Annotated in this window: 18 protein-coding genes; 9 read left to right on the top strand and 9 right to left on the bottom strand. The window is 63.8% G+C overall.

The genetic code is table 11. The annotated features are described in order from the left end of the window. Positions 1-94 precede the first annotated feature (94 nt). The gene (locus HMPREF2757_RS05045) at positions 95-475 is read left to right on the top strand and encodes a twin-arginine translocase TatA/TatE family subunit (protein ID WP_070573909.1); all 381 of its coding nucleotides are present in this window, start codon (positions 95-97) and stop codon (positions 473-475) included. An 87-nt stretch (positions 476-562) separates the two neighbouring features. On the opposite strand, the gene HMPREF2757_RS05040 is transcribed toward HMPREF2757_RS05045, so the two are convergent. The 3 genes from HMPREF2757_RS05040 to HMPREF2757_RS05030 are packed head-to-tail and all read right to left on the bottom strand — an operon-like array spanning position 563 to position 4,388. Beyond that, positions 563-1,690: an Mrp/NBP35 family ATP-binding protein gene (locus tag HMPREF2757_RS05040; RefSeq protein WP_070573907.1), complete on the bottom strand. Its 1,128-nt coding sequence runs from the start codon at positions 1,688-1,690 to the stop codon at positions 563-565. 55 nt (positions 1,691-1,745) lie between these two features. Then, a complete protein-coding gene (locus HMPREF2757_RS05035) occupies positions 1,746-2,894 on the bottom strand; it encodes a P1 family peptidase (protein ID WP_070573905.1) in 1,149 nt (382 codons plus the stop codon). Further along, positions 2,895-4,388 (bottom strand): aminopeptidase P family protein, encoded by a 1,494-nt coding sequence (locus HMPREF2757_RS05030; RefSeq protein ID WP_070573903.1) that lies wholly within the window; start codon positions 4,386-4,388, stop codon positions 2,895-2,897. It lies immediately after the preceding gene. A 56-nt stretch (positions 4,389-4,444) separates the two neighbouring features. Here HMPREF2757_RS05030 and HMPREF2757_RS05025 point away from each other — a divergent pair, with 56 nt between their 5' ends. Next, complete coding sequence (locus tag HMPREF2757_RS05025) at positions 4,445-5,290, top strand: PHP domain-containing protein (RefSeq protein WP_070573901.1); 846 nt, start codon at positions 4,445-4,447, stop codon at positions 5,288-5,290. 25 nt (positions 5,291-5,315) lie between these two features. On the opposite strand, the gene HMPREF2757_RS05020 is transcribed toward HMPREF2757_RS05025, so the two are convergent. Further along, positions 5,316-6,821: a DEAD/DEAH box helicase gene (locus HMPREF2757_RS05020; protein ID WP_070573900.1), complete on the bottom strand. Its 1,506-nt coding sequence runs from the start codon at positions 6,819-6,821 to the stop codon at positions 5,316-5,318. A 58-nt stretch (positions 6,822-6,879) separates the two neighbouring features. On the opposite strand from HMPREF2757_RS05020, the gene HMPREF2757_RS05015 reads away from it, so the two are divergent. Continuing rightward, the gene (locus HMPREF2757_RS05015; protein ID WP_070573898.1) at positions 6,880-7,509 is read left to right on the top strand and encodes a ferritin-like fold-containing protein; all 630 of its coding nucleotides are present in this window, start codon (positions 6,880-6,882) and stop codon (positions 7,507-7,509) included. A 118-nt stretch (positions 7,510-7,627) separates the two neighbouring features. Here HMPREF2757_RS05015 and HMPREF2757_RS11890 read toward each other — a convergent pair whose 3' ends face one another. Both HMPREF2757_RS11890 and HMPREF2757_RS05005 read right to left on the bottom strand, forming a co-directional pair. Then, positions 7,628-7,849 (bottom strand): DUF3107 domain-containing protein, encoded by a 222-nt coding sequence (locus HMPREF2757_RS11890; protein ID WP_070573896.1) that lies wholly within the window; start codon positions 7,847-7,849, stop codon positions 7,628-7,630. Between the two features lie 55 nt (positions 7,850-7,904). After that, complete coding sequence (locus HMPREF2757_RS05005) at positions 7,905-8,519, bottom strand: TetR/AcrR family transcriptional regulator (protein WP_083304111.1); 615 nt, start codon at positions 8,517-8,519, stop codon at positions 7,905-7,907. A 194-nt stretch (positions 8,520-8,713) separates the two neighbouring features. Between HMPREF2757_RS05005 and HMPREF2757_RS05000 the strand changes: the two genes are divergently transcribed. Continuing rightward, complete coding sequence (locus tag HMPREF2757_RS05000) at positions 8,714-11,956, top strand: PD-(D/E)XK nuclease family protein (RefSeq protein WP_070573892.1); 3,243 nt, start codon at positions 8,714-8,716, stop codon at positions 11,954-11,956. Next, positions 11,953-15,369, top strand: a complete 3,417-nt coding sequence (locus tag HMPREF2757_RS04995; protein WP_070573891.1) for an ATP-dependent DNA helicase — start codon at positions 11,953-11,955, stop codon at positions 15,367-15,369. The genes HMPREF2757_RS05000 and HMPREF2757_RS04995 overlap by 4 nt, the downstream gene beginning before the upstream one ends. Positions 15,370-15,442: 73 nt before the next feature. Here the strand turns inward: HMPREF2757_RS04995 and HMPREF2757_RS04990 are convergent, their stop codons facing one another. Further along, positions 15,443-16,504, bottom strand: a complete 1,062-nt coding sequence (locus HMPREF2757_RS04990; RefSeq protein ID WP_070573889.1) for a phosphotransferase — start codon at positions 16,502-16,504, stop codon at positions 15,443-15,445. A gap of 91 nt (positions 16,505-16,595) precedes the next feature. On the opposite strand from HMPREF2757_RS04990, the gene nudC reads away from it, so the two are divergent. Both nudC and HMPREF2757_RS04980 read left to right on the top strand, forming a co-directional pair. Further along, on the top strand, positions 16,596-17,594 hold the full coding sequence (nudC, locus tag HMPREF2757_RS04985; RefSeq protein ID WP_070574053.1) for an NAD(+) diphosphatase: 999 nt from the start codon (positions 16,596-16,598) through the stop codon (positions 17,592-17,594). Then, entirely contained in the window at positions 17,591-19,669 is a 2,079-nt protein-coding gene (locus HMPREF2757_RS04980; RefSeq protein ID WP_256278264.1) for an ATP-dependent DNA helicase UvrD2, read from the top strand. The genes nudC and HMPREF2757_RS04980 overlap by 4 nt, the downstream gene beginning before the upstream one ends. On the opposite strand, the gene HMPREF2757_RS04975 is transcribed toward HMPREF2757_RS04980, so the two are convergent. Further along, a complete protein-coding gene (locus HMPREF2757_RS04975; RefSeq protein WP_141750180.1) occupies positions 19,564-20,550 on the bottom strand; it encodes a hypothetical protein in 987 nt (328 codons plus the stop codon). The two genes, HMPREF2757_RS04980 and HMPREF2757_RS04975, sit on opposite strands and share 106 nt — an antisense overlap. A gap of 474 nt (positions 20,551-21,024) precedes the next feature. Between HMPREF2757_RS04975 and HMPREF2757_RS04970 the strand changes: the two genes are divergently transcribed. After that, positions 21,025-21,573, top strand: coding sequence for a M48 metallopeptidase family protein (locus HMPREF2757_RS04970; RefSeq protein ID WP_226829139.1), 549 nt, complete (start codon positions 21,025-21,027; stop codon positions 21,571-21,573). A 120-nt stretch (positions 21,574-21,693) separates the two neighbouring features. Here HMPREF2757_RS04970 and HMPREF2757_RS04965 read toward each other — a convergent pair whose 3' ends face one another. Then, positions 21,694-22,986, bottom strand: coding sequence for a zinc-dependent metalloprotease (locus HMPREF2757_RS04965; RefSeq protein WP_070573883.1), 1,293 nt, complete (start codon positions 22,984-22,986; stop codon positions 21,694-21,696). 166 nt (positions 22,987-23,152) lie between these two features. Between HMPREF2757_RS04965 and HMPREF2757_RS04960 the strand changes: the two genes are divergently transcribed. Then, positions 23,153-24,232, top strand: coding sequence for a YlbL family protein (locus HMPREF2757_RS04960; RefSeq protein WP_176745889.1), 1,080 nt, complete (start codon positions 23,153-23,155; stop codon positions 24,230-24,232). The last annotated feature ends 14 nt before the right edge of the window (positions 24,233-24,246 follow it).

Below are 24,246 nucleotides of genomic sequence, written 5' to 3'. Positions count from 1 at the left end.
TTGCAAAACCCCGTGAGATAAGCATAGTCACAGGCCCAAGCGCGTGCTTGACCTCGGCGGAAGGCGGTGGTTGCCACGGCTTAGAATGGTGTGCATGTTCGGGATCAACGGGACTGAGTTCATCATCATCGTGCTTGTTGTTCTCATTGTCGTAGGACCCCAGCGCATGCCGGAGTACGCCGCCCAGCTGCGTGATTTCGTGAAGACCCTGCGTCGGCAGATAGTCAGCCTGCGCGACAGCGTGCAGGACGAAATGGGCGATGACTTCAAAGACGTCGACTGGCAGAAGTTCGATCCTCGCCAGTACGACCCGCGCCGGATCGTGCGTGAAGCCCTCATGGAAGACGATGAGCCTGAACCTGCTGACGATCGCCCCCTTGAGCCCATGCGGCTCTCACCGCTGCAGAGGTACTCCGAACAGGCCAGCCAGCGCGACACATCGAAACCGGCGCCGTTCGATACGGAAGCCACCTGACAGCCGACCCACTGTTGTGAAACCAGAAGAGGGGCGTGCGAAGGTTCAACACCTCGCACGCCCCTCTTCTTCAGCTGTCTGCAGCGCTCAGGCCGGCGACAGTCCCAGCGAACGACCGGCGAGGCCTCGCGAACGGCGGCTGAGCTGCTGGGCAATTGCGCGCAGCGTGACCGAGGCGGGGGAGTCTGGGTGCGACAGAACCGCCGGTGCCCCGGCGTCTGCGCCGGAGCGAACCGGTTCGTCCAGGGGAATCTGGCCCAAGAGGGGAACTTTAGCCCCCGTGGTGCGGGTCAGCTGTTCGGCAACCTCGGTTCCGCCTCCGGAACCGAAGATCTCCATGCGCTCACCCGAGGGCAGTTCGAGCCAGGACATGTTCTCAACAACACCGGCAATGCGCTGGCGGGTCTGCGTGGCCACCGTGCCGGCGCGTGCGGCAACCTGAGCGGCCGCCTGCTGCGGAGTGGTGACCACCAGAAGTTCCGAAGTGGGCAGCAGCTGGCCCACCGAAATGGCAATGTCGCCCGTACCCGGCGGCAGGTCAAGCAGCAGAATGTCGAGGTCGCCCCAGAACACGTCGGTGAGGAACTGCTGCAGAGCGCGGTGCAGCATGGGGCCGCGCCACACGACAGGCTGTGACGGCGGGACGAACATACCGATCGACATGACCTTTACGTTGTGCGCCACCTGCGGGATGATCATGTCGTCCACGCGCGTGGGGTTGCCGGACAGTCCCAGCATGCCGGGGATGGAAAAGCCGTAGATGTCAGCGTCCACAACACCCACGGACAGGCCCTGCTGGGCCAGGGCGACAGCGAGGTTGGCGGTCACGGAGGACTTCCCCACGCCGCCCTTGCCGGAGGCCACCGCGTAGACGCGGGTGAGCGAGTTCGGTTCGTTGAAGGGGATGGGGCGCGAGGCGCCGGGGCCCTGGAGCTTTTCGCGCATCTCCTGGCGCTGCTCGGGTGTCATGGTGCCCAGCTCCACGTTGACCGCAGTGACACCGTCAACGGCCTGCACGGCCTTCGTGGTGTCGCTGATGATGGTGTCCTTGAGCGGACAGCCGGCTACTGTCAGCAGAACCCGGACGTCGACGGTGCCGTCTTGCGCGATGGTGAACTCGTCGAGCATACCCAGTTCGACGATGCTGCGGCGGATTTCAGGGTCTATGACGCCTTTGAGGGCTTCATAGACCGCGTCCCTGTTGGGAGATGTCACTGACCGGCCTTCCTCTGACGACGATATTCGACTGGCTATTCTACTTCGCCGCCATTCAGCGCGGCTTCGCGGTGTCCGCCACCGCCAGCACCGTGTCCAGGCGCTGTCGCGCGTGTCGGCTCCATGAGCTGTACAGCTGCGGAAAGACATCGGCGAGCGCCGGTGGAAGATCAGCGCTGGCAGGTCGGCAGTGCTGACCGCCTGCGGTGAGCACCGCATCGACGATTGCAGCCGACAGAGCATCGGCTGCTGCGATATTGAGCCGCGTGAGCATTTCGACTGAAGCCGCGCAATCCCCGGCGGCGCCAGCCGCTGAGCTGCCCGGACGCTGGCCGGTGCTGAGAGCGAAGACGGTATCACCGTCGAACATGGTGTGTGAGGGCCACACGGCCCGGGCGATGCCGGCGTGGGCGGATGCCGCCAGCCGGGTTGTCTGTGAGTCTGTCAGAGAAGCATCAGTGCAGATGACGGCAATCGTCGTGTTCGTCGGCGCCTGTTCTTGACGCTGTCGAGCACGTTCGCTCATGCGGGAGGTCTCTTCCGGATCAGCCGACGGCAGCTGCAGTCCGTAGGCGCTGAGCACACCCGCGGCGGCCAGTCTGCCGTCAGGCTCAAACACGGTGCCCATCGGGTTTGCGATGACGACCGCACTTACCCACTGCCCGTCGGCGGTGAGAATGGACGCACAGCCCATTCCGCCTCGGCAGAAGCCCCGGCCTGTCCACGCGCCGATGCCGGCACCTGCGCTGCCGCGGAACTCACACAGGGCGGCAGCGGTGGCAGCCGGGCGATTCAGCGCATTGTCCGCCGCCCGATAGCCATCCGGAGCCGATGGGGGAGAAGGCGGACCGCCCCGGCCGATGTCGAAGATCGCGGCAGCGGGAACAATCGGCACCCGGGTGCCCGCAACCGGTGTGCCCACACCAGCCTCCACCAGGCGGTCCTGCACTCCTCGGGCGCAGGCCAGTCCCAGAGCACTGCCGCCGGTCAGCACAATCCCGTCAGCACCGAACGGCAGAGTTCCCGGCCGGGCGATGTCGGTTTCGTGCGTGGCCGGACCCCCACCTCGGGAATCAACCCCGACCGTGCTTCCCGCGGGCGGAATGAGAGCCGTGACACCGCTGAGAGATTCCACAGCGCACGTGCCGACCCGCACACCGATGTGCTCGGGACCGACCCCGGGAAGCAGACGGCCCGGTTCCACTCAGCTGCGCCCCTGCACCCAGGCTTCGATTTCTTCGCGGGTTCGCGGGAAGCCGACTGACAGGTTTTCCACGCCGTCGTCGGTGACGAGAATGTCGTCTTCGATCCGCACGCCGATGCCGCGGTACTCTTCGGGCAGCAGCAGATCCTCTTCCTTGAAGTACAGCCCCGGCTCAATCGTGAAGATCATGCCCGGCTTGAGATCAGCTCCCAGATACATGTCAGCACGCGCCTGAGCGCAGTCGTGAACGTCCAGACCCAGGTGGTGGCTGGTGCCGTGGACCATCCACCGGCGGTGCTGCTGCCCTTCCGGTTTGAGCGATTCCTCAGCCGAAACGGGCAGAAGCCCCCACTCTTCCAGCCGATGCGCGATGACGCGCATAGCGGCGTCGTGAATCTCCGCGAACTTCACGGGCCGGTTGACGTGCTCACCGGCGAGGGCAAAGGCGGCATCGGCAGCTTCAAGGACCGCGTCGTAGATGCGCGCCTGGACATCCGTGAAGCGACCGCCGATCGGGATGGTGCGGGTGATGTCGGCCGTGTACAGGCTGTCGGCTTCTGCCCCGGCGTCTACCAGCAGAAGATCACCGGGGTTGACCTTGCCGGTGTTCTTCGTCCAGTGGAGGGTGCAGGCGTTGTTGCCGGCAGCGGCGATCGTTTCGTAGCCGACGTTGTTGCCCTCGGTGCGGGCGGCCTTCCAGAATGCGGTTTCGATGACCCTCTCGCCGCGGTGGTGGCCTACGGCTTCGTCGAGGCTGTCGATGATGTGGTCGAACCCGTCGCGGGTGATGGCGATTGCCCGGCGGACTTCGCTGATCTCGTAGTCGTCCTTGATCAGGCGCAGCTCAGACAGGAACTGGGCGAGTTCGTCGTCACCGGCCTGGCTGGCCTCGAGGTCGGCCTGGACTGCCCGTCGAGCGGAATCAACCTGGGCTTCAAGGCTGGTGTCAGCACCGCGCAGCAGACGCACCGACGTGCTTCCGAGGTCTTTCGTGATCGAATCGGCGGCTTCGGAGACGGGCCGGCAGGACACGCCTGTCATGGTCTCCATGGTTTCCAGCTCCGGGCGCTTGCCGACCCAGTATTCGCCGTAGCGTGAGTCCGAAAAGAACTCTTCTGTGTCCGCTCCTGCACGCGGGCTGAAGTAGAACGTGACATCGTGGCCGTTTTCGGTCGGTTCGAACACCAGCACCGAGTCCGGTTCGAGATCAGCGTGCAGCCCGGTCAGATGAATGAACGCCGAGTGCGGGCGGAAAGGATAGTCGGTGTCATTGGACCGGACCTTGAGACTTCCGGCCGGCACGACAACCCTTTCGCCGGGAAACGCCTGGGAGACTGCTTCGCGGCGGGCGGGGGTGAAGCGGGACGCTTCGAGGGCTTCGGCGGGAACGGGAGTGCGCTCCCACCCCTGAGCTACAAAATCGCGGAATGCTTTTGAGTTCGGCCTGCGGGAACGGTTGTTGACACGGTCTTCAAGAGCCTGATCAGTAGTCATGCCACCAGCATAGTCGCCAGCCCTGTCGTGTCAGTCGCCTCAGTAGACTGTGTGGCATGTCGATCGATCTGCACACCCACTCGAGCTTCTCCGACGGCACACAGCCGCCTGGCGAACTGCTGAAAGAAGCCGCGCAGGCCGGTTTGACGACCGTGGGGCTCACAGATCACGACACGGTCCGCGGATGGGCCGAGGCGGCCACGGCTGCCAAGCGGGAGGGCATCAGCCTGGTGCGCGGTATGGAAGTCTCGTGCAAACACGACGGGGTGACAGTGCACCTGCTGAGCTATCTGCACAATCCCGAGGGCACAGAGCTTGCTGCCGCGATTGCCGATATGCGCAGAGCCCGCCTGGAAAGGGGCCGGCGCATGGTCGAACTGCTCAGCAGAGACTTCCCGCTGAACTGGGACGATCTTCTGGCAGTCGTAGGCCCCGAAACTACAATAGGGCGGCCGCACATTGCCGATGCACTCGTGGCAGGCGGATTCGCAGCCGACCGGACCGCGGCGTTCGCCCATCTGCTTTCGCCGCGCGGACCGTACTACGTTCCGATCCCAGCGATCTCCGCGATCGACGCGGTGCACATGGTTCACGACGCCGGGGGAGTCGCCGTGTTCGCTCATCCGCTGGCATCAGCTCGCGGCCGCGTACTCGGCGATGCGGCTATTCGCGAACTCATTGAGGCAGGGCTGGACGGCCTGGAAATCGAACACAGGGACAACCCACCCGAAGGCCGACGCCGACTGCGGCGCATGGCTGCGAAGCACGACCTCATCGTCACGGGATCATCCGACTACCACGGCGCGGGAAAGCCGAACCGGCTCGGGGAGAACACCACCGAACCGGAGCAGCTGGAAAGAATCGCCGAACGAGCTCGCGGAGTCGAGATCCTCGAAGCCTGAGCCGTTCGGCACTTTCTGAAGCTGGTCAGCCTTCGGAAGCTCCACCCCGGGTGCGACGGCGACGGCGACGAGGTTTCGGGGCATCTCCACCAGAGTTCTTCGGCTGCTGCGCTGAATCGGACTTCTGCGCGACTGAACCCTGCTCGACGCTCTTGCCCCCGCGGGTGCGGCGACGCGGGCGCCGAGGTCTGCTGTCATCGCGACGGCGCTCGCCGCGTGCTGGTCTTCTCTTGTCACCGCCGCGTCCAGAGCGTCCGCCCGAACCTTCAGACCGCGCAGCCTGAGCCCGCGGCAGGCGCCCCTTGGTGCCCTTGGGAATGTTCTGCTCTTCAAACAGGTGAGAGGACGTGGAGTAGGTTTCCTTGGCTTCGAGGTCCTGCTCCAGAGTGCGCGCGATCATGTTCCAGCGCGGAATGTCGTCCCAGTCGACGAGTGTGATCGCGATGCCGGTGCTGCCGGCACGACCAGTGCGGCCCACCCGGTGAATGTAGGTGCTTTCGTCATCCGGGCACTGGTAGTTGATGACGTGGGTGACATCCTCAACGTCGATGCCGCGGGCAGCGACATCGGTGGCGACCAGAATGTCGGTTTTGCCGGTGCGGAAGTTCTTCAGAGCGCGCTCTCGCGCCTGCTGGTTGAGATCTCCGTGCAGCGGACGGGCGTTGAAACCGCGATCCGTGAGCTCTTCGGCCAGACGGTCGGCGGTGCGCTTGGTTTTGGCGAAGATGATGGTTCGGCCGCGGCCCTCTGACTGCAGGACGCGGCCGACAAGCTCAGCCTTGTCCATGGCGTGTGCACGATAGGCGAACTGCTTGATGTTCGCAGTCTTTTCGTGAGCCGACTGCTCATTGACCGCGCGAATGTGAGTGGGCTGACTCATGTAGCGACGAGCCATGGTGACAACCGCACCCGGCATAGTCGCCGAGAACAGCATCGTCTGACGATTGTCCGGCAGGGCGGAGATGATCCGCTCGACATCCGGCAGGAAGCCCAGGTCGAGCATTTCGTCGGCCTCGTCGAGAACCACGGTCGTGATTTCGCTGAGCTTGAGAATCCGGCGGCCGTACAGGTCCAGCAGGCGGCCCGGAGTTCCGACGACGACATCGGCGCCGGCCTTGAGCGATTCAATCTGCGGTTCGTAGTCCCGACCGCCGTAGATGGTGACGACCTTGACCTGCAGCTTGGCCGCAGCGGTCGCAAGCTCACCGGCGACCTGCTGGGCGAGCTCACGCGTCGGCGCAACAACGAGACCGCGCGGGGCACGACCGGCTTCGGGAACCAGCGGGGCAGGGCTTTCCGCCGGAGCGAACTCCGGACGGACCGGGGCGTCGAGGCGCTGCAGCAGCGGCAGGCCGAAGCCGAGGGTCTTGCCGGTGCCCGTCTGCGCCTGGCCGATGATGTCTGCCCCGCCGAGCGCGATCGGCAGGGTCATCGATTGGATGGGGAAGGGCTCGGTGATGCCGTGATCGGCAAGAGCCGCGACAATGGGGCCGGAAACCCCGAAGTCAGCAAAAGTCTTCTGTTCAGTCACATTTTTCCTATTGTCTATCCGGTGCGGCGAACGCACTCGCGGCGGTTAGGCTAGGGCCATGCCCGACTCCAACACGCCTGAAGAAGTCCACGCGGCAACGCTGTCCGTTTTGGCCTTCCACGCACTTTCGACGTTTGAACTCACATCAACGGACTCACAGCACGCGCCAAGCATCCGCGAATCCATCGGCCTTGCGCGTCTTGCGGGGCATTCGCTCGAACACTTCGAGCGGCTGGCGTCGCGGGTGGCGGACTTGGGCGGGGATCTGACGAGCCTCATGGAAAGCCAGGCGGGTTCGTTCCGCGCTTTCCGGGAACGCACTCGACCCAAAGACTGGTACGAATCCGTCATGAAGGTCTACGTCTACGACGGGATCATGACCGAGTACTGCCGAAGCGCCCTCACAGCTCTTGACCCCAAGAGTCGAGAGGTCGTCGATTCCGTGTTCGATGATACACGCTCGGCCGACTATCTCCGGGAATGCCTGCACTCTGTTGTTGCAGGCGACGAGGTGATCGGCAGCCGCCTGGCACTGTGGGGACGCAAGCTCGTCGCCGAATCGCTCACCCGCATTCGCGAATTCGCAGCGATTCCGGACACGGTGTTCAAAAAGCCTGACGAACCTCTTCTGCAGCGGCTGCTCGCAGGACACTCCAAGCGCATGTCGGACCTCGGGCTCACCGCCTGAGCCCGCGTTCACCCCGGCGTGAACGCGGGAGGGGCCCGGCGCCTCGTGCGATGGACGCCGGTGCGAACTCAAAAAAGGGGGGGGGGAGGCCCACAGCCTCCCCCTTTTTCTGTGCCGATCAGCTGATGCCGAAGCCGACCCTGCCCTGAGTGGACGGACCGGAATCAACATAGGCGATGGAATCGGCCGGCACGACAACGCGGCGCTGACCGTCCTCCAGTACGAGAGGGGTGCGGTTCGTCAGCGCGGAATCGACGAGCTCTTTGAGCTGTTGAGCGTCAAGATCGGATTCGACGGTGATCTCACGCGTGGACTGCGTGATGCCGATTTTGATTTCCATAGCGCCTCCTTGGCGGGTTCGCGGTTGGCAAGGGCAACCTCTCACGAGGCTGAGCTTATTCCCCCAGGCGCAGATCCACCTGGGGGTCCTCAATGGCCGACAGCCCGTCAAAGGCGAGGATGCCGACCAGACGAGCACTTTCATAAGGATCGTAGTCGCGGTTGCGCGACCATTCGAAAGCCGCCTGCTTCGCCATCCCGACAAGGGCGTGGCCGAGGATGTTCGCTTCGGCCTGCGTGACAGTCGTGTCGCGGCGGATAGACCGGCTGACGGTGTCGGCAAAGCTGTCCAGCGCGTCACGCCAATGCCTGCGGCTTTCGTCGTTTTCGTTGTCGGCGCGGATGAGCACATCAAAGGCCTCGCGGTCTTCAACCGCGAACATGAAGAAGCTCTTAATGGTCGAATGCACGCGCTCGCGTCGGTCGTGACCGCTTTCGAGCAAAGCGGCGAGCATCCGCTTGAGCTTCTCGATAGCCTCGTCGAGGACCGTAAGGAAAAGGTCGAGCTTAGATTCGAAGTGCTGGTACAGGACCGGTTTGGACACCCCTATGCTCGCGGCAATCGAGTCCATCGATGTTGCGTGGTAGCCCTCTTGCGCAAACTGGCAAGTGGCAACGCTGATGATCTGCGCGCGGCGCTGAGCGCGTCTCATACGAGGTGTCGGCGGCATGCTGTAGCTCTTATCTGGCGGCGGGTGCGGGACAGGATCCGGTGCGGGGTGAATGACAGATCATTCTAGTGCTTTTCAAAGCACGCGGATGGGCCCGGCGTGGTTGCCGGGTTCGGGCTGAGCCCCTGGACGGCGGCTGACAGCTGTTCGACACGCACGCGACTCGTGTCAGTGCTTCGTGGTCGAATAGCAGTATGAGGACAAACGAAGCCGCAGGAAACTGCGCTGCAGAAACTCTGCTCGCCGGACAGCGGACCGCGGTCTTCGGCGGTCCGGGCACGGGAAAGACCGCGCAGCTGATCGATTCCTACTCCGTGCTGGCCAAGCGCGGGGGAGAACCGTCCGTTCTTGCGCTCACGCCCAGCCGAGAGCACGCAGATGCACTGCGCGATCGCCTGCCGACGGGTGACGGCATTCGCTCCGCACCAGCCGCCCGGTCAGTCCACTCCTACGCCTTTTCGCTCGTCTCAGCGCACTCTGCCGCCGTTTTCGGCCGGCCTCTTGACTTCATTTCCGGTGCGGACCAGGAATATCTTCTCGCCTCAGTTCTCGAAGGCTATGAATCCGGGCGGGTTTCGGGCCCCCGGTGGCCAGGCGGATTCAGCGCCGAACTCCTGACAACCGCAGGCTTTCGCCGTCAGCTGCGCGACGCTCTCAACGCCGTCATGGGCTACGGCGTGACACCAGCCCAGCTCGAACGGCTGGGCAGACAGCGAGGACTTGCGCAGTGGCAGGCCCTGGCTGTCGTGCTCAAAGACTACGAAAACCTCCTGGCGGTCCCCGGTTTCGGCGGAGTCGACACCGCTGCGGTCTTCGCCCGCGCAGCCGCAGTCGTCACAGCCGACGGCACGAGGGCCGGTCAGAAGTGGTCTTTCTCCTCTGAACCCCTGCCGGCGCACATTCTGCTTGACTCAGCACAGGACTTCCCGGACACCGCGCTTGACTTCCTGCTGGCGCTCGAATCCAAAGGCGCCACGATAGGACTGTGGACATCTCCCGACACGACCGTGCAGGGATTTCGCGGTGCCGGCGGCAGGCTGTTCCAATCGCTTGCAGCCGGCGCGCAGACCTTCACTCTCGACGGAGCATCCCGTGTGCACCGCGGTGCAGGTGGTGTGCGCCGCGCCTACGATTCCCTGGCCCGCATCATTTCGTCTGATCTGCACCGCCGGCACGTTCCAGCTTCAGCCGAAGATTTTGCCGCCGGAGCGTCAACCGTGTGTGCCAGTGCCGTCAGCACCCAGTCCGACCAAGCGCGCTTGGCGGCCTCCCTCATCCGCACGTGGCACGACGACGGCGCACAATGGGACGACTGCGCTGTGCTGTCACGCTCATCCGGGTCTGCGTCCGCGCTCGCGGCAGAGCTCGCAGCCCACGGAATACCGGTGCAGAAGCAGGTTCAGCCGCTGAGTTCGCAGCCGGCAACCGCCCACATTCTTCGTCTGCTGGCCCTTGGGGACAGCTGCGAACCGGGTGAACGCGAACGCCTGTGCGAAGACATCGCCACCGGCCCCTACGGGGAGCTCGACGTTGTCGGCGCGGGAAGTCTGCGTCGAGCGCTGATGCGCACTGACAGCAGGGACGACGGCGGTGACCGCAGTCTGGGTGCTCTTCTGGCGGCCGCTGCAGCAGCACATGCTGAAAGCGCCGACGCGCCGACAGGTGTGCACGGCCCAGACGCTGCATCGAGCGCGCCCCGGACGGTGCGCATGCTCGCAGACGTGCTGATTGCGGCAGACCGGGTGCGCAGGCTCGAACCCGAAGCGGCCGTATGGGAGGTCTGGGAGGCCTTCGGTGTTGCCGATGACTGGCAGCGGCGTGCGGAATCTGATCCAGAAGACGAACGCAACGCGGACCTCGACGCCGTCATCCGACTGCAGACGCTGGCACAGAAGTTCACCGACCGGAGAGAAGTCGACGCCGAAAGCTTTGCGGTGACAGTTCTCGGCCAGGCGGTTGCCCAGGACTCCCTGGCGCACTCCGGACAGAGCCGCGAAGTCATTGTGTCCACACCGGCCGCGGTGGCACATCGCGATTTCGAACACGTCATCATCGCCGATGTCCAAGAGGGCACGTGGCCCAACACCAGGGTCCGGGGATCCGTTTTCCTCCAACAGCGTCTCGACGAAGACCTAGCCGCCGGTGTGTGGCGCATCGCCGATGGTGACGAAGGCGGCGGTGGCATCGATGCTTTCGCGGCCCTCGACAGCGCCCCCAGCTACCGTGAACTGCAGAAGGCCACGGTCCGCGACGAAGGCCGCATGTTCCTAGCAGCGCTGTCCCGGGCCCGCTCCACGGCGGTGGTTCTTGCCGTCAATGACGGTGAAATCCTGCCGTCAGTGTTCTTCGAGCACACGCAGAAAGCCGCCGCCCAGTTCGGCCGTGAGGGCACACAGCCGGCCCCCGAACCCCGTGTTCTCAGCCCTGTATCCGACCACGCGACCGTGGGGCCGGCGTCAATGCGCCAGCTGGTGGGATTTGCGCGCGGCCGGTTTGAAAACAGCAGAGACGACTCTGCACCGTGGGCGCTGCTTTTGGCGGGCCTCGCCGAAGCCGGTGTAGAAGCCGCGTCGCCTCATACGTGGAGTGCATGGCGCGAACGGTCCACCGTCGATCCCGCAGCAGCCGATGACGCCCCCGTGACGATCTCACCGTCAACCCTCGAAATGTTCTTGGAGTGTCCGCTCAAATGGCTGCTGTCGCGCCACGCCGGCGCACTGCCGTCGACAAACGCCCAGCGGCTGGGAACCCTCATACACTCTCTGGCCGAAAGACATCCGCACGGCGGTTACACAGAGCTGAAAGCGGCATTCGAAGAGGGCTTTGAGCATCTTGAGTTCGCCTCACGATGGGAGCGCGACAGACAGTACGCCGAAGGGCTCGACATGGTGGGCAACCTCAACGACTTCCTCGTGAGCAGACGCAGCGACGGCTACCGGTTTATGGGCGCCGAAAAGACCCTTGTCGCCGACAGCCGCGAAGGCTGGCTGATTCGCGGGCGCATCGACCGACTGGAACGCGACAGCGAGGGCCGGCTGCACATTGTCGACTTCAAGACCGGAAAAACCCCGAAATCCAAAGAAGACGCGCAAGCCGATCCGCAGCTGGCCGCCTATCAGGCAGCCATGGGTCTGCCCGGGGCCCGCATAGCGGAGGAAACCGCTTCGGCTCCGCTGCAGGACTTCGGCAACGGCGCCGGGGGCGGCATGCTCATGTATCCCCGCAAAGCTGCCGGGGCGCGTGGAACATCGAACGTGCGCACCCAAGACGCCATGAGTGAAGAAACACGACGTGCATTCCTGGCCGACAGCGTGCGGCCAACCGCAGCCGGCATTCGCTCGGCCCAGTTCCCAGCCACACCTAGTGCCCAGGCCTGCCGCTATTGCCCGGTCAAGCGCTCGTGCCCCGCCGTCCAGACCGGAGAGGACGAATCGTGAACCAAACCCCGCCGCAGTATTCAGCCGAAGACCTAGCCCAGATTGTCGGGACGCCTCTCAAAGACGGCACCAAACCGATGCCCACGGCCGAACAGAAGAGGATCATCGAAAGCCCCGTCGACGCCCCGGCAGTCGTCATCGCAGGTGCTGGTTCGGGCAAGACCGCGGTTATCGCCCAGCGCGTGCTGTGGCTCGTGGCCAACGGCTACGTCGCCAAGGACCGCATTCTTGCACTCACTTTCACCCGCAAAGCAGTTGGTGAACTCGCCAAGCGCATCAATGACTTCATCCGCGCATTCGAAGTCCACGCAGCATCCTGCCGCGACGGCGCAGAGCGGTGGAACGTCGAGAGGCAGACCCGCGCGGCAGAAGGGCAGCGCGGCACAGTGGGCGCATCTGACCCGCTGGATGCACTGTTCGGGCCGACCGTCCAGACCTACAACTCCTATGCCGCCGCACTCGTCAGCCAGTACGGCCTGGCCGTTGGAATCGAAGACGGCACCGCCATTCTGGACGACGCCGAAGCCATCCAGGAGTTCGGTTCGCTCGTCGACCAAGCGACCGACGCAGATATTCCCTCTGAAAAATCACGCGCCACAGTCATCAAAGACGCACTGCACTTGGCCTCGCAGATTGACGAACACCTCAAGACATCCGCTGATGTCATCGACTACCTGGACCTCTCTTTGGCCCACGCGGTCGGCTCCGAGCAGCTGGTCAAACACGCTGCCGCGGTTCGCCGCAAACGCATTCCCAAAGAAGAAAAAGACGCCCTGGGCGCCCGTCTTGAACAGCTGGCCGGCGAAGCCGCGGGCATGCGCACGCTGACACCTGAATTCACCGACCGAGCCGTGGCAGCAGTGCGCGAAGCCGGAACATCGGAGCTCATCGAATCGCTGATGCGCAAAAAACAGTACGCGCTGCTGGCCGGCCGGTGGAAAGAACACAAGCGCGAAACCGGGCGCATGCAGTTCTCCGACCAGGTCGCATCGGCCTACACCATCATGAATGCCGACGAACAGGCCCTCACCGAAGAGCGCGGCCGCTGGGACATCATTCTGCTCGACGAGTACCAGGACACCTCGGACAGCCAGTTCAAACTTCTGCAGACCCTGTTTGCGGGCAAAGCAGTGACCGCGGTCGGGGACTACCGGCAGTCCATCTACGCCTGGCGAGGGGCTTCGGCCGGAAGCCTTCGAGACTTCCCAGAGCAGTTCAGATTCCGCGGCCATCCGGCACAGGAATACACGCTCAGCATTTCCTTCCGAAACGCGCAGCTCATCCTCGATGCTGCCAACGCCGTGTCAGAACCGCTCAAAGCAATTTCCGAAACCGCGTCGGAGCCGCTGAAGCACAAATCGCACGCCAAGACAGGCGGCCCCGCCGAGCCGCAGTCAGACCAGGCGGCGGTCGGCACCGTCACCTTCTGTGTGACAGAGGGCAACACAGATGTTGACTACGGCCTTGACCAGTACCGAGAACTGGCCCTGTGGATGAAGGATCGGACGGGCAGCCGCGCGGTGCTGGTTCGGGCTCGCAAGTCCATCGGGCCCATTGCGGACGCGCTGCGCGCAGCGGGAGTGCCGTACGCGATCGTCGGGTCGCGCGGGTCGCTCGACAACCCATACACCGCCGATGCGGTTGCAGCCCTGGCATCGGCCGTCGACATTACGGCGGCAACCGAGGTCATGCGACTGCTCAGCGGTCCGCAGACCGCACTGGGGGCTAAGGACATACGCGCACTCAGCCGATTCTGCCGGATGCGCGGTGAAGGACTCGACGAAGAAGCAGTCCCAACGCTCATTGAGTGCATTGACGAGTTCGTCGACGACACCACATCAGCCGATCTCGCAGAGCAGGCGGGACTGTCCACGGCGGCGGTCGGCCGCCTGCGCTCCCTGGCGCTGCGGCTCAGAGCGGTCCGCCGCAGTGCGTCTTCACCCGTCGAAGCCCTGCGCTCCGTCGTCCGCGTATTCAATCTCGACTTGGACATCGAAGCTCTGCCCAATCCCGAACCCCACCGCAGGGCCGTCGATTCTCTGAAGACGATGGCGCAGAACTACGGGGCACAGCACCCGTCTGCAACGGCTGCGGACTTCCTCGCCTGGCTCATGGTGGCAGAAGAAAGCGAAGCGCTCGAAGCAGCTGCAGAAGAAGCCGACCCAGATTCTGTCCAGATCATGACGATCCACGCGTCCAAAGGGCTTGAATTCAGTGCGGTGGCCATTCCCGACAACACCGTCGGCGACCTCCCGACCCTCCCGAAGAGCACAAAGGCCTGGCTGACGGGCGCCGAACTGCCATACCCTCTCCGCGGAGACCGGCAGCACCTGGTGGACCTGGACACAACGCGGCAGGATCTGAGCACGGCAGCGGATGCGAAAGAGCTGTTCGGAGGGCCCATCGGCGAGCAGATCAAAGACGATCATCTGGCGGAAGAGCGTCGCCTCGCCTATGTTGCGGTCACTCGCGCGGAGTCACACCTGTGGCTCGGCGCATCGGCAATCACCAGCCGTACCAAGCCGAACACCCTGTCGCCGTTTTTGGAGGAGATCGGCGCAGCACTCGGCCGGGAGGTGCAGATGCCCGAAGCAGTTGACGGCGTCAGCCGACCCCCGACGAGCGTGGAATGGCCGCCGGCGATTGACGATCAGACACGCTCGCACAGGCAAGAACTTCTCGCGGTCTACCGGTCAGCTGCCGGGATCGAACTGCACGAACTTGCCGACAGGCCCGATATCGGACCGCTGGTCAGAAGCGCGCAGGCGCTGCTCGAACCGGAACCGCACAGCGAACCGGCAGAACTGAGCCGGCTGTCAACGACAGCCCTGGTCGACTTCGTGGGAGACCGCGAAGAATTCGACCGGCAGCGCAGCAGGCCCATGCCGCAGAAGCCCTCTTCGGCGGCAGCCCTTGGCACGGAGTTTCACGCCTGGGTCGAGAACAGGTTCGGCCAGTCCAGTCTGCTCGAACTGGACGACCATGCTCCCAGACGTCTGGGGGAACACGAAAGAGCACGGCTGGAGAAGCTCAAAAACAGGTTCGAAAGCTCAGAGTTTGCCAGGCGGACGCCGGCTGCGGTCGAACTGCCCTTTGAACTCAAGGTCGGACCGAAGGTCATCTCCGGAAAAATCGATGCCGTATTCGACTTGGGAAGCGCGCTTGAAGTCGTTGATTGGAAGACCGACTCCGCGCCGCGCAGTGAACGCGAAATGACAGATCGTGCTGTCCAGCTGTCCATGTACGCCCACGCCGTCGCCCGCATGCCGCAGTTTGCGGGCCGGGATGTGTCAGCGGCGTTTTACTTTTTGGGAAGCGACACCGTCGTGCGCTTCGCCGCGGCGGGCACGCCCGGCAGCGAACCGAGCCTGCTCACGTGGGAACAGCTGGTGGCAGCCGTCAGCGGTCAATGACGTCGGTGGCATCACCGTCGTCATCAGAAGCGTCGAAGGACAGCGGGCGCAGGCGGTCGGGTTCACCCGCCGACTATGGATCGTCGACTGCTGCGGTGTTGCCGGAAGCTGCTTCGTCGGCCGCAGCGTCACTGTCCTTGTCGACTGCCTGCGAGGTCTCTTCCTGCGAGGCGTCGGGTTGGGGTGCAGCTTCGCTGTCCGCGGCAGCGTCATTGCCGCCCTGCGGAGCAGTGAGCGCGGCAAGGTCAGCGAGCATAACCTCTACTTCTTTGATCTGTGCTTTCTCACCCGAATCGACGGCGGTCAGAAGAAGTTCGAGAACAGCCATTTCGCTGCGCAGGTCAATACGACTGCGCAGACCAGCGTCGTCATGGCGCACACGTTCCGCGTACACGCGGAGGAAACGGTCAAACTCTTCGGGATCCAGCAGATGCGATACCGCTTCGAGGTCAACGGCAGGGTCGCCCACGCGCAGGGAACTGAAATCTGCGACCGTCACAATGGACTTTCCGTTCGTGCGCAGGGCATCGATCGTGAGATCGCCGTGCAGGGGAACCGGCAGAAAATGCCACACGGCGGGAGTTTCGAGAACAGTCTCCCACCGCTCCAGCAGTTCGGGTGGCACTTGGCCGGTGGCGGCACCTCGGTCCAGGAGGTCCCACAGCAGGCCCCGAACCTCCTGAGACTCGTGAACCACAAGCCCCGCATCGGCAATCGGACCGGTCTCCGCACTGTGCAGAACCGCAAGACACTCGGCGAGAGAATCAACGTGACTCGGTGCCGTGCGGAAATCCTCCGTCGACATGGGCGCGCCCTCAAGCGGCTGCGAAATCGCAATGCAGCATTCGTCGTCGCTGAACTGTCCCGGACGGAAAGTCCGCGACTCAATAACGCGGGGCACGGCGAAGCTGCGTTCTGTCGGCAGAATAGAGCGCAGAACAGCGGATGCGAGTTTTTCCGCTTCGGCGTCAATCGCCGCCGCCTGGTCAAAGGCTGCTACGACGACGGTGCGGTCATCGTCACTGACCAACAGGCGCGGGCCGCGTTCGTCATCGAGCCGTTTCCAGCGCTTGGCCTTGAAACCGTCCAACATGACGGTGCTGATTGCCACTGCACGAAGATCGAAAGTGTCCACGTCCCCCAATCTACCCGGGCAGGACCTGCTCTTCAGGTTCGCCGAGGCGCGTGTCAGATCAGTGTCAGTGCTGACGGCTATCGTGGTGGTCATGAACCGCTACCTGCTGCCGACCCGCTCACTGTCCCGTGTTGGGACAGACCGCAACCACACCGACCGCGGCGCTGACGGCAGCGTTGCAGATGTCCTGGCCCGCAGCGGCACACGGATCTTCTTCTGCCACCGCGGCAGTCTTCTCGTGTCCCGCGAAGGTCTGCACATGTTCTCATTGGCCGATCTCAAGCCGCACTGGGACAAACTGACCGGCACGCGGGTCTACATCGGCCGCAGCGGGGCCGCGGACCTCGTGGCGCTGCTGCTTGATGACGCCGGCCGCTCAACAGCCGACAGTGCTGTTCTTGACGACAGCGCGGCCTCAGCCGACGACTTCCTGCTGGCCCCGGCGGCCGGTGCCGCAATGGACGACCCCACGTGGGTTGACCTGCGCGCTCTTGCCGCAGAACTCAGCGATGCTGACATTGATGCGGCAACCACCGCCGTGGCACTCGACAACTGGCACAGAACCCACACGCATTCACCGCGCACTGGAGACCCTACGGTGCCTTCGGCAGGCGGGTGGGTGCGCGTCGATCCCGCAGCCGGAACGGAGCACTTCCCGCGCACGGATCCGGCCGTCATAACAGCCGTTCTGCACACTGACGACAGCGGAACGGAGCGCATTCTGCTGGGCAACAACGCACTGTGGCCAGAAGGCCGCTATTCGCTTCTGGCCGGGTTCGTCGAACCCGGAGAAACTCTGGAACAGGCAGTGCGGCGCGAAGTCCAGGAAGAATCCAACATCGACTGCGACACCATCCGCTATCTCGGCTCGCAGCCGTGGCCGTTTCCCTGTTCGCTCATGCTCGGGTTTGCAGCGCGAGCCCGGTCGGCCACGATCACAGCCGACGGCTGCGAAATCGCTGACGTCAAATGGTTCAGCCGTGACGACATCGCATCGGCAACAGCTGACGGCTCGCTTTCCCTGCCCGGCGAAGTCTCCATTGCCGGACAGATCATCAGCGCGTGGATGAACGGAGAACAGCTGCTGTGACATCCAATGCTGTGACATCCAAAGCGGCACAGCTGCTGGAAGCGCTCGACACCGAACAGCGCGCAGTAGCCGAACACTCCGGCGGTCCTCTTGTCGTGCTGGCAGGGGCCGGCACCGGCAAGACCAGGGCCATGACACACCGCATTGCCTACGGTGCGCTTACCGGCCAACGTGACCCCAAACAGACTCTGGCTCTGACGTTCACGGCAAAAGCAGCGGGTGAGATGCGCTCTCGGCTGCGCTCCCTCGGTGTTGCGGGCGCCCAGGCTCGCACATTCCACGCCGCGGCACTGCGCCAGCTGCGCTACTTCTGGCCGATGTTCGCCGAAGGGCCGTTCCCGGAACTCATGCCCAACAAAGCTGGTTCCGTTGCCCGCGTTATGGGAAACCTCGGCTTGACGGTCGAGCGCGAACTCGTCCGCGACGTAGCTGCGGAAATCGAGTACGCGGCTGTCAGTCTGCTGGGCATCGACGAATACGCCCAGCAGGCCCACAGTCGGGAACTGCCCGGCGGGCTCAGCGCTTCGGCGATTGTCGACATCATGCGCGGCTACAGCGACCTCAAAACAGAACGGCGCCTGCTCGACTTCGAGGACGTTCTGCTGACGCTCTCGGGAGTGCTGGGCACGCGTGCCGATCTCGTTGCCACGGTGCACAGTCAGTATCGTCACTTCGTCGTCGACGAATTCCAAGACGTGTCGCCCCTGCAGTACGACCTGCTCATGCGCTGGCTGGGCGATCGAGACTCTCTGTGCGTTGTCGGGGACCCCGCTCAGACTATCTACACCTTCGCGGGAGCCACATCGAACTACCTTCTCAGCACCGCCCAGCGGTTCGCAGGCACCACGACCATCGAACTGGTGCGCAACTATCGGTCACGCGCATCCATTGTCGAGGCCGCCAACAAGGTCCTCTCTCACACCGGCAGCGGCGCCCTGCAACTGCAGCCGGTGCGCGAAGGCGGTCAGCCGCCCTCCGCCTCGGAATACGCTGACGACGCTTCGGAAGCCGCTGCGGCAGCCCAGAGGATTCAAGCGCAGATAGCGCAGGGCGTGCGGGCATCTGACATCGCCGTGCTGTTTCGCACCAACGGGCAGAGCAGAGCTGTAGAGGAAGCCCTCGAAGCCCGCGGTATCAGCTACGTGCTGCGCGGGGGAGAGCGCTTCTTTGCTCGCAGGGAAGTCAAAGAAGCCATGGTCCTTCTGCGCTCGTCTGCTGCCGCACGGCGCACGGAGCGGCTCGATACGGCAGTCGCCGAGGTGCTCTCCAGCATCGGATGGCAGGCCCAGCCTCCCTCGGCAACGGGTGCGCTGCGAGAAAAATGGGAATCGCTCAATTCGCTCGTGCAGCTGGCCTCGGATATGCAGCGCAACTCGCAGCTGCCCATTACTCTGCCGCAGTTCAGCGCAGAACTCGAAGACCGCCGTGAACACCAGTTCGCCCCGACCGTTGACGGAGTAACGCTGGCCAGCGTGCACGCCGCGAAGGGCCTGGAGTGGAGCTGCGTACACCTCATTGGGCTCACCGAGGGGCTCATGCCCATTTCCTATGCGCAGACTCCGCGCGACATAGCCGAAGAGCGCCGACTGTTCTATGTTGCAGTGACCCGTGCCCGGGATTCACTCGACCTGTCATGGGCGCGCATGCGGCAGTCGGGGTCGCGCACCCAGCGCAGAGTGTCGCGCTTTGTTGCAGAAATGCGCGGGGCTCAGGCTGTACGCCGCGAAGATGCACCGCGCAGCACAGTAGTCAGCAGAGCCTGTCGGCAGTGTGGAAAGGCACTTTCGGAACCTGCCGATCGGCGCATGGGCAGATGCGCCAGCTGTGCGTCTCCTGCAGACAGCGGGCTGCTGAGCGAACTCAGCCGGTGGCGGGCCGCCAAAGCCGAAGAACTCCGCGTGCCCGAATACATGGTGCTGACACAGGCGACGCTGAGTGCTCTAGCCGAAGCGATGCCGGGCAACAGGGATCAGCTGGCTCTTATTCCAGGGCTTGGGTCGGTCAAACTCGCACAGTTCGGATCGGAGCTGCTGGACATTACGGCCGCCGCTTCCGGAGTGGCTTCGGAACCCTGACGGCACCGGCAGTCGGGGTGGAACGCGACATCGTCTTCTTCGATTCCCCAATCTGACACGATCAGCTTTCTGTGCAGGCCCGGCATCCCTGCGCGATCTGCGCGCAGTCGGGATGCCGTGTGAGCGGCCGTAATGGCTACGAGTGCAGGGTCAGCCTGCGAAGCCCGCGGGCCGCTGCGATGAACAGCCTTCCAGGCGTCCAGCCAACCGGGATCATGCTGTTTGGCCCAGCGCACGCCGCAGTGTGAGCACGGTGATGCGCCGGGAACAACGACTCCGCCGACAGTTCCGAAGTGGTCGCCGATGACAGCATGGACGTGGTCGATGTCGCGGGCATACAGCGAATCGGCGCTGAGCAGGTCCGGCATCCACACCGCAGTGAGGATCACCAGGCTGCCGGGGTGGATTCGCGGGTCATTGCTGCTGTCCGCCGGTGCGGCCCGCATTCCCGCAGCCTCAGCTGCCGAGGCGAACTCGCCTTTGAAAGGGCCGATGGCGTAGACGGGGGAGCGGCGCACCTTTGCGGCGAGCTCGAGGGGATCGGCCGAGTTCTGTGCTGCCCAGGTGCGCAGGCGCCACGGGGCAGATGCGCCGGGAACCTGGGTGACGACAAGCACCCCTGCATCCGTCAGGAGTCTGCACAGTTCGTGCGCTCGGTCCGCTTCGACTCCGAGTTGTTGGGCTTCGGATATGAGGTCGTGTTCTTCAATGCCCAGGCGCAGGGCGTCCAGCAGGGCGGACTCGCTGTCGCTGAGTCCGGACAGGATAACGGGGGCATCGATTCCGAATTGAACGCACGCGTGTGTTCGGCTGATGACGGCAACGGCCGGATCGACTATGAGCATCTTCACCTCCGGTAGTGCAGTCAATCTACGGGGCATGCTCAGAAGATGGAAGATGCTTTCCGCATCTGTGGAAAACCTGTGGATAAAACGCAAGCAGGGCCTACTGTGAGGCCGTCGGCGGGTGAGCGCCGAAGTCACTGTGCAGGCCCTGCTCGGGTGGCGGACCCGCAGGGCCGTCAGTTTTCACGTGCCTTCCCCTTGCCCGTGATCACTGCGTTTTCCGCGGGTCCATTCCTAAAGTTAGAGGGCTGTGTGGGGTGCCGTCAAAGCGATTTCCCGGCGGCAGTGTGGACATGTGCGGATTCTCTGTGGAGACTTCTCCCGGGCTTGTGGAAACTGATGTGGATAACGGTGCTGGCAAAGGGTGCGGAATCCCGGAAACACAAGGCTTTCGGGTGTTGATTCATAAAATTCGAGAAACTGTTGGATTTAACAGTGTGGTGTCTATCACACCAGTTGTCTTTTGGTGTCACTTTGTTCTCGAACGCGGCCTCTGCTTGGATGAGCACCATGACTGCGGCAGAAGTTGAACGGATGCTGCGCAGCGGCGAGATGACGGTTGTGCGCTCTGCGCGCAGAAAGAAAACCTACACGCTCCAGCCTGCGGGCGACGCTTGGAAGCTTGCGGTGCCCCAGCGTTTTGACGTCACTGCAAACCTTGCTGGAATAGCCGAGCTCTTAGAGCGTGCGCAGCGCCGGCGGGCTAACGCTCCGCGAAGTGACGACAAGCTTCGCGCCTTGGCAGAAGAGCTCAACCAACGGTATTTCGGCGATGGAATCGAACCGGGCTCGGTGCGCTGGACAGGCAACCAGCGGCGCAGATTCGCCTCTGCCAGCGGCCTGACGGGCGACATCAGGGTGTCGGACCGTCTGCGGAACGTTCCTCGCTGGGTGCTTGAAGCGGTTCTTGTTCACGAACTCGCGCACTTGCGGCACCTCGACCACTCGCCGGCTTTTCGGGCGCTGGCGAACCGGCACCCGCGAACGGCTGATGCGGAGATCTTTCTCGCAGGCTTCGCTCACGGCGAGGATGCCGCTGAGGCCGCGGTGTGCGGCTGACGCACGATCGTGCGGCAGGCAGCTGAAGTCCGCAGCTGACGCGAAGGGCGCTGGGGGTATGCCCACAGCGCCCTTCCGTTGAGTTCGGCTTCAGCACGGTACAGCAGAAGCCGCCGATGCTCAGTCGTTCTTGCCGGACTCCTCGTCCAGAAGCCGCTGGAGTGCTTCATCCATGTTGTCAATATCGGCATCCCCGGTTTCGGGGCTGCGGCGCTCCAGGTAGCCCAGTGGGTCGTCAAGATCAACAGCAGACGGCAGGGACTCGGCCTGGTTGAACACCGCGTCGCGCGCTTCGGCGCCTTCTGTCTGTTCGAGGAAGGTGAACAGCTGAACCGCATCGTTGAGGCGGGTCGGGTGGATGTTCAGGCCGATGAGCGAAGCGAATTCGGCTTCTGCTTCGGACTGGGCGCTGTAGCGCTCCCGCAGTGCTTCGCGGATCTGGTCGCGCTTCTCGAGTGGTTCAACCGCGGCGTAGGCGACGACATCAGTCCAGCCGGCCACCGTCGACAGCAGGCGCTGGAGATTCTGCTCGGCGGCTCGGCGCTCCGCCGTGTCGGCTGGTTTGAACAGTTCCTTCTGCATCTGTTCGGCCGCTTCCTGCATTTTCTGCGGATCCATGTCCGGTGCGATTCCGCCGAGTGCGCTGCCGTTGACTTCCACCGTCGCGGCGTAGGCGCGCACGGCGTCTTCAATGTGCTTGCGCAGCCACGCAGCGCGCGCAAAGAGTGCGTAGTGCGCCAGTTCCAGTGTGGCCAGGTAGACGCGCAGCTCGTTGACGTCGACGTCGATTTCGGCGGCGAAGCCGGTGATGTTCGCGCTGACCATGGACGGACGTCCGCTGGCTGCAAGCGGCAGGCCGTACTCCGTGCCGGTGAGTACGGAGCCGGACAGTGCCGCCGCGGCCTGTCCCAGCTGAGAGGCGAACATCGAGGTGGTCATGGAGGCGAGCATCGGCTGCGCGCTGCTGAGAAAGCCGCGCATCTCCTCGGGAATCTGCTCAGAAATGCTCTCGGTCAGTCCCGAGGCGGTGCGCTCCTGAATGGGGGAGGCCAGCGACAGCCAGCCGCCGATGGTTTCCTTGACCCAGCCTCGACGGCTGAGTGCTTCAACACTCGCAGCCTCTGACGAGGCGTCTGTCACCTTCGACAGCCACAGTTCGGCAAGTCGGAATGCGTCTGCCGCGGCTTGGCTGGTCTCGCTCGTGACGGTCGGGTCAGGTTGGGGGACGGCGCTTTCGGCTGTCTGCAGAGCGGCGTCTTCGGGATCGGGAGGGGTCATCATCGATTGGAAGCGGCTCATCATCGAGCCCAGCTGGCCTGGATCCATGCTGAAAGGTCCCTGCCCGCCGCTGAAGAACATGCCGAACATGTTGTTCATCGGGTCGTCATCTGGACGGTCTTTGTCATCACTCATGTTGGCCCCCAAGGGTTGATCGTTCTTCTCAGAGTAACGAAGCCCGGGCTCAAAAGATTTCCCTGCGCCGCAGGGAGTGCGCATTTCGCTGAGGACGTAATGCCAAATGGTGGTCGCGCTGCAGCACCGACTAGAATGCTGCAAGCCGACAAACCGAAAGGACACTGTGGCCAGGCCCTCTCACCAGCCCCGCAGGCGGATCTCCGCATTCGCTCTTTCGGGCTTTCTCGCGTTCGTGTTCGTGCTCATCGCCGCTGTTGTGCCCGTGGCGTACATCGTAGAAACTCCGGGGCCGGTGTTCAATACGCTCGGCAAAGTCGAAGACACCGACAAGGACGTCGTTGAAATCACGGGTGCGCAGACCTATCCCACTGACGGGCAGCTCAATATGCTCACCGTCGGCGTGGTGGGAGGCCCAGATCGACACATGAGCGCCCTGCGCGCATTCATCGGGCTGGTCAAGGGTACAGAGACGGTCGTGCCGACCGAGTCCCTCTACCCGCTGGAAATCACGGGAGAGCAGGTCAGCCAGACGAACACGGCGCAGATGACCAGTTCGCAGGACGTTGCGACAGCCGCGGCACTCAGCGAACTGGGCATGGACTACACGGTGCGCATGCGGGTGGCTGAAGATCCAGCAGACGGGCCGGCGCGCGGCAAAGTCACCCAGGGCGAAACTGTGCTCGCCATCAACGGCAAAGAAGTCGAAGGGCCCGACGCCCTGCAGACAATTCACGGCGAAGTCGAAAAGGGCCAGCCAGTGGAGCTCCGCCTCGAAAGCGAAGGGCAGCAGCGGACCGAAACGATCCAGCCGACGATGCTCGACGGCGAACACCGGATGGGAGTCCTGCTCGACCAGGACTTCGATTTCCCCGTTGACGTGAAGTTCAACCTCGACAACGTCGGAGGGCCGTCAGCGGGCACCGTGTTCGCCCTGACGATCATCGACAAGCTGACCGAAGGCCCGCTCGCAGGCGACAAGAAGGTCGCCGGAACCGGAGCGATCACGGCCGACGGCACAGTCCAGCCCATTGGGGGAGCGCGCCAGAAGGTAGCTGCCGCTGACGACGCGGGCAGCGAGTATTTCCTGTCTCCGCGCGGCAACTGCCCCGAAGCGCTTGAAGCCGCCGAGAACCGTGAAATCACGGTCATAGGAATTGACAATCTCCACGCGGCGAGGACCGCGCTGGAGGACATTGCAGAAGACCGAACATCCGACCTGCCTTCGTGCAGCGCCGACAAGTGAGAGCCTTCGAAAGG

The organism is Brevibacterium sp. HMSC063G07, from assembly GCF_001810665.1.
GTDB lineage: Bacteria > Actinomycetota > Actinomycetes > Actinomycetales > Brevibacteriaceae > Brevibacterium.
This window is presented reverse-complemented; position numbering and strand designations above follow the sequence as displayed.

Coding starts and splice junctions, on each gene's coding strand:
- HMPREF2757_RS05045 (WP_070573909.1), top strand. CDS start 95: ATGTTCGGGATCAACGGGACTGAGTTCATCATCATCGTGCTTGTTGTT.
- HMPREF2757_RS05030 (WP_070573903.1), bottom strand. CDS start 4,388: ATGACTACTGATCAGGCTCTTGAAGACCGTGTCAACAACCGTTCCCGC.
- HMPREF2757_RS05025 (WP_070573901.1), top strand. CDS start 4,445: ATGTCGATCGATCTGCACACCCACTCGAGCTTCTCCGACGGCACACAG.
- HMPREF2757_RS05015 (WP_070573898.1), top strand. CDS start 6,880: ATGCCCGACTCCAACACGCCTGAAGAAGTCCACGCGGCAACGCTGTCC.
- HMPREF2757_RS11890 (WP_070573896.1), bottom strand. CDS start 7,849: ATGGAAATCAAAATCGGCATCACGCAGTCCACGCGTGAGATCACCGTC.
- HMPREF2757_RS05005 (WP_083304111.1), bottom strand. CDS start 8,519: ATGCCGCCGACACCTCGTATGAGACGCGCTCAGCGCCGCGCGCAGATC.
- HMPREF2757_RS05000 (WP_070573892.1), top strand. CDS start 8,714: ATGAGGACAAACGAAGCCGCAGGAAACTGCGCTGCAGAAACTCTGCTC.
- nudC (WP_070574053.1), top strand. CDS start 16,596: ATGAACCGCTACCTGCTGCCGACCCGCTCACTGTCCCGTGTTGGGACA.
- HMPREF2757_RS04975 (WP_141750180.1), bottom strand. CDS start 20,550: ATGCCCCGTAGATTGACTGCACTACCGGAGGTGAAGATGCTCATAGTC.
- HMPREF2757_RS04970 (WP_226829139.1), top strand. CDS start 21,025: ATGACTGCGGCAGAAGTTGAACGGATGCTGCGCAGCGGCGAGATGACG.
- HMPREF2757_RS04965 (WP_070573883.1), bottom strand. CDS start 22,986: ATGAGTGATGACAAAGACCGTCCAGATGACGACCCGATGAACAACATG.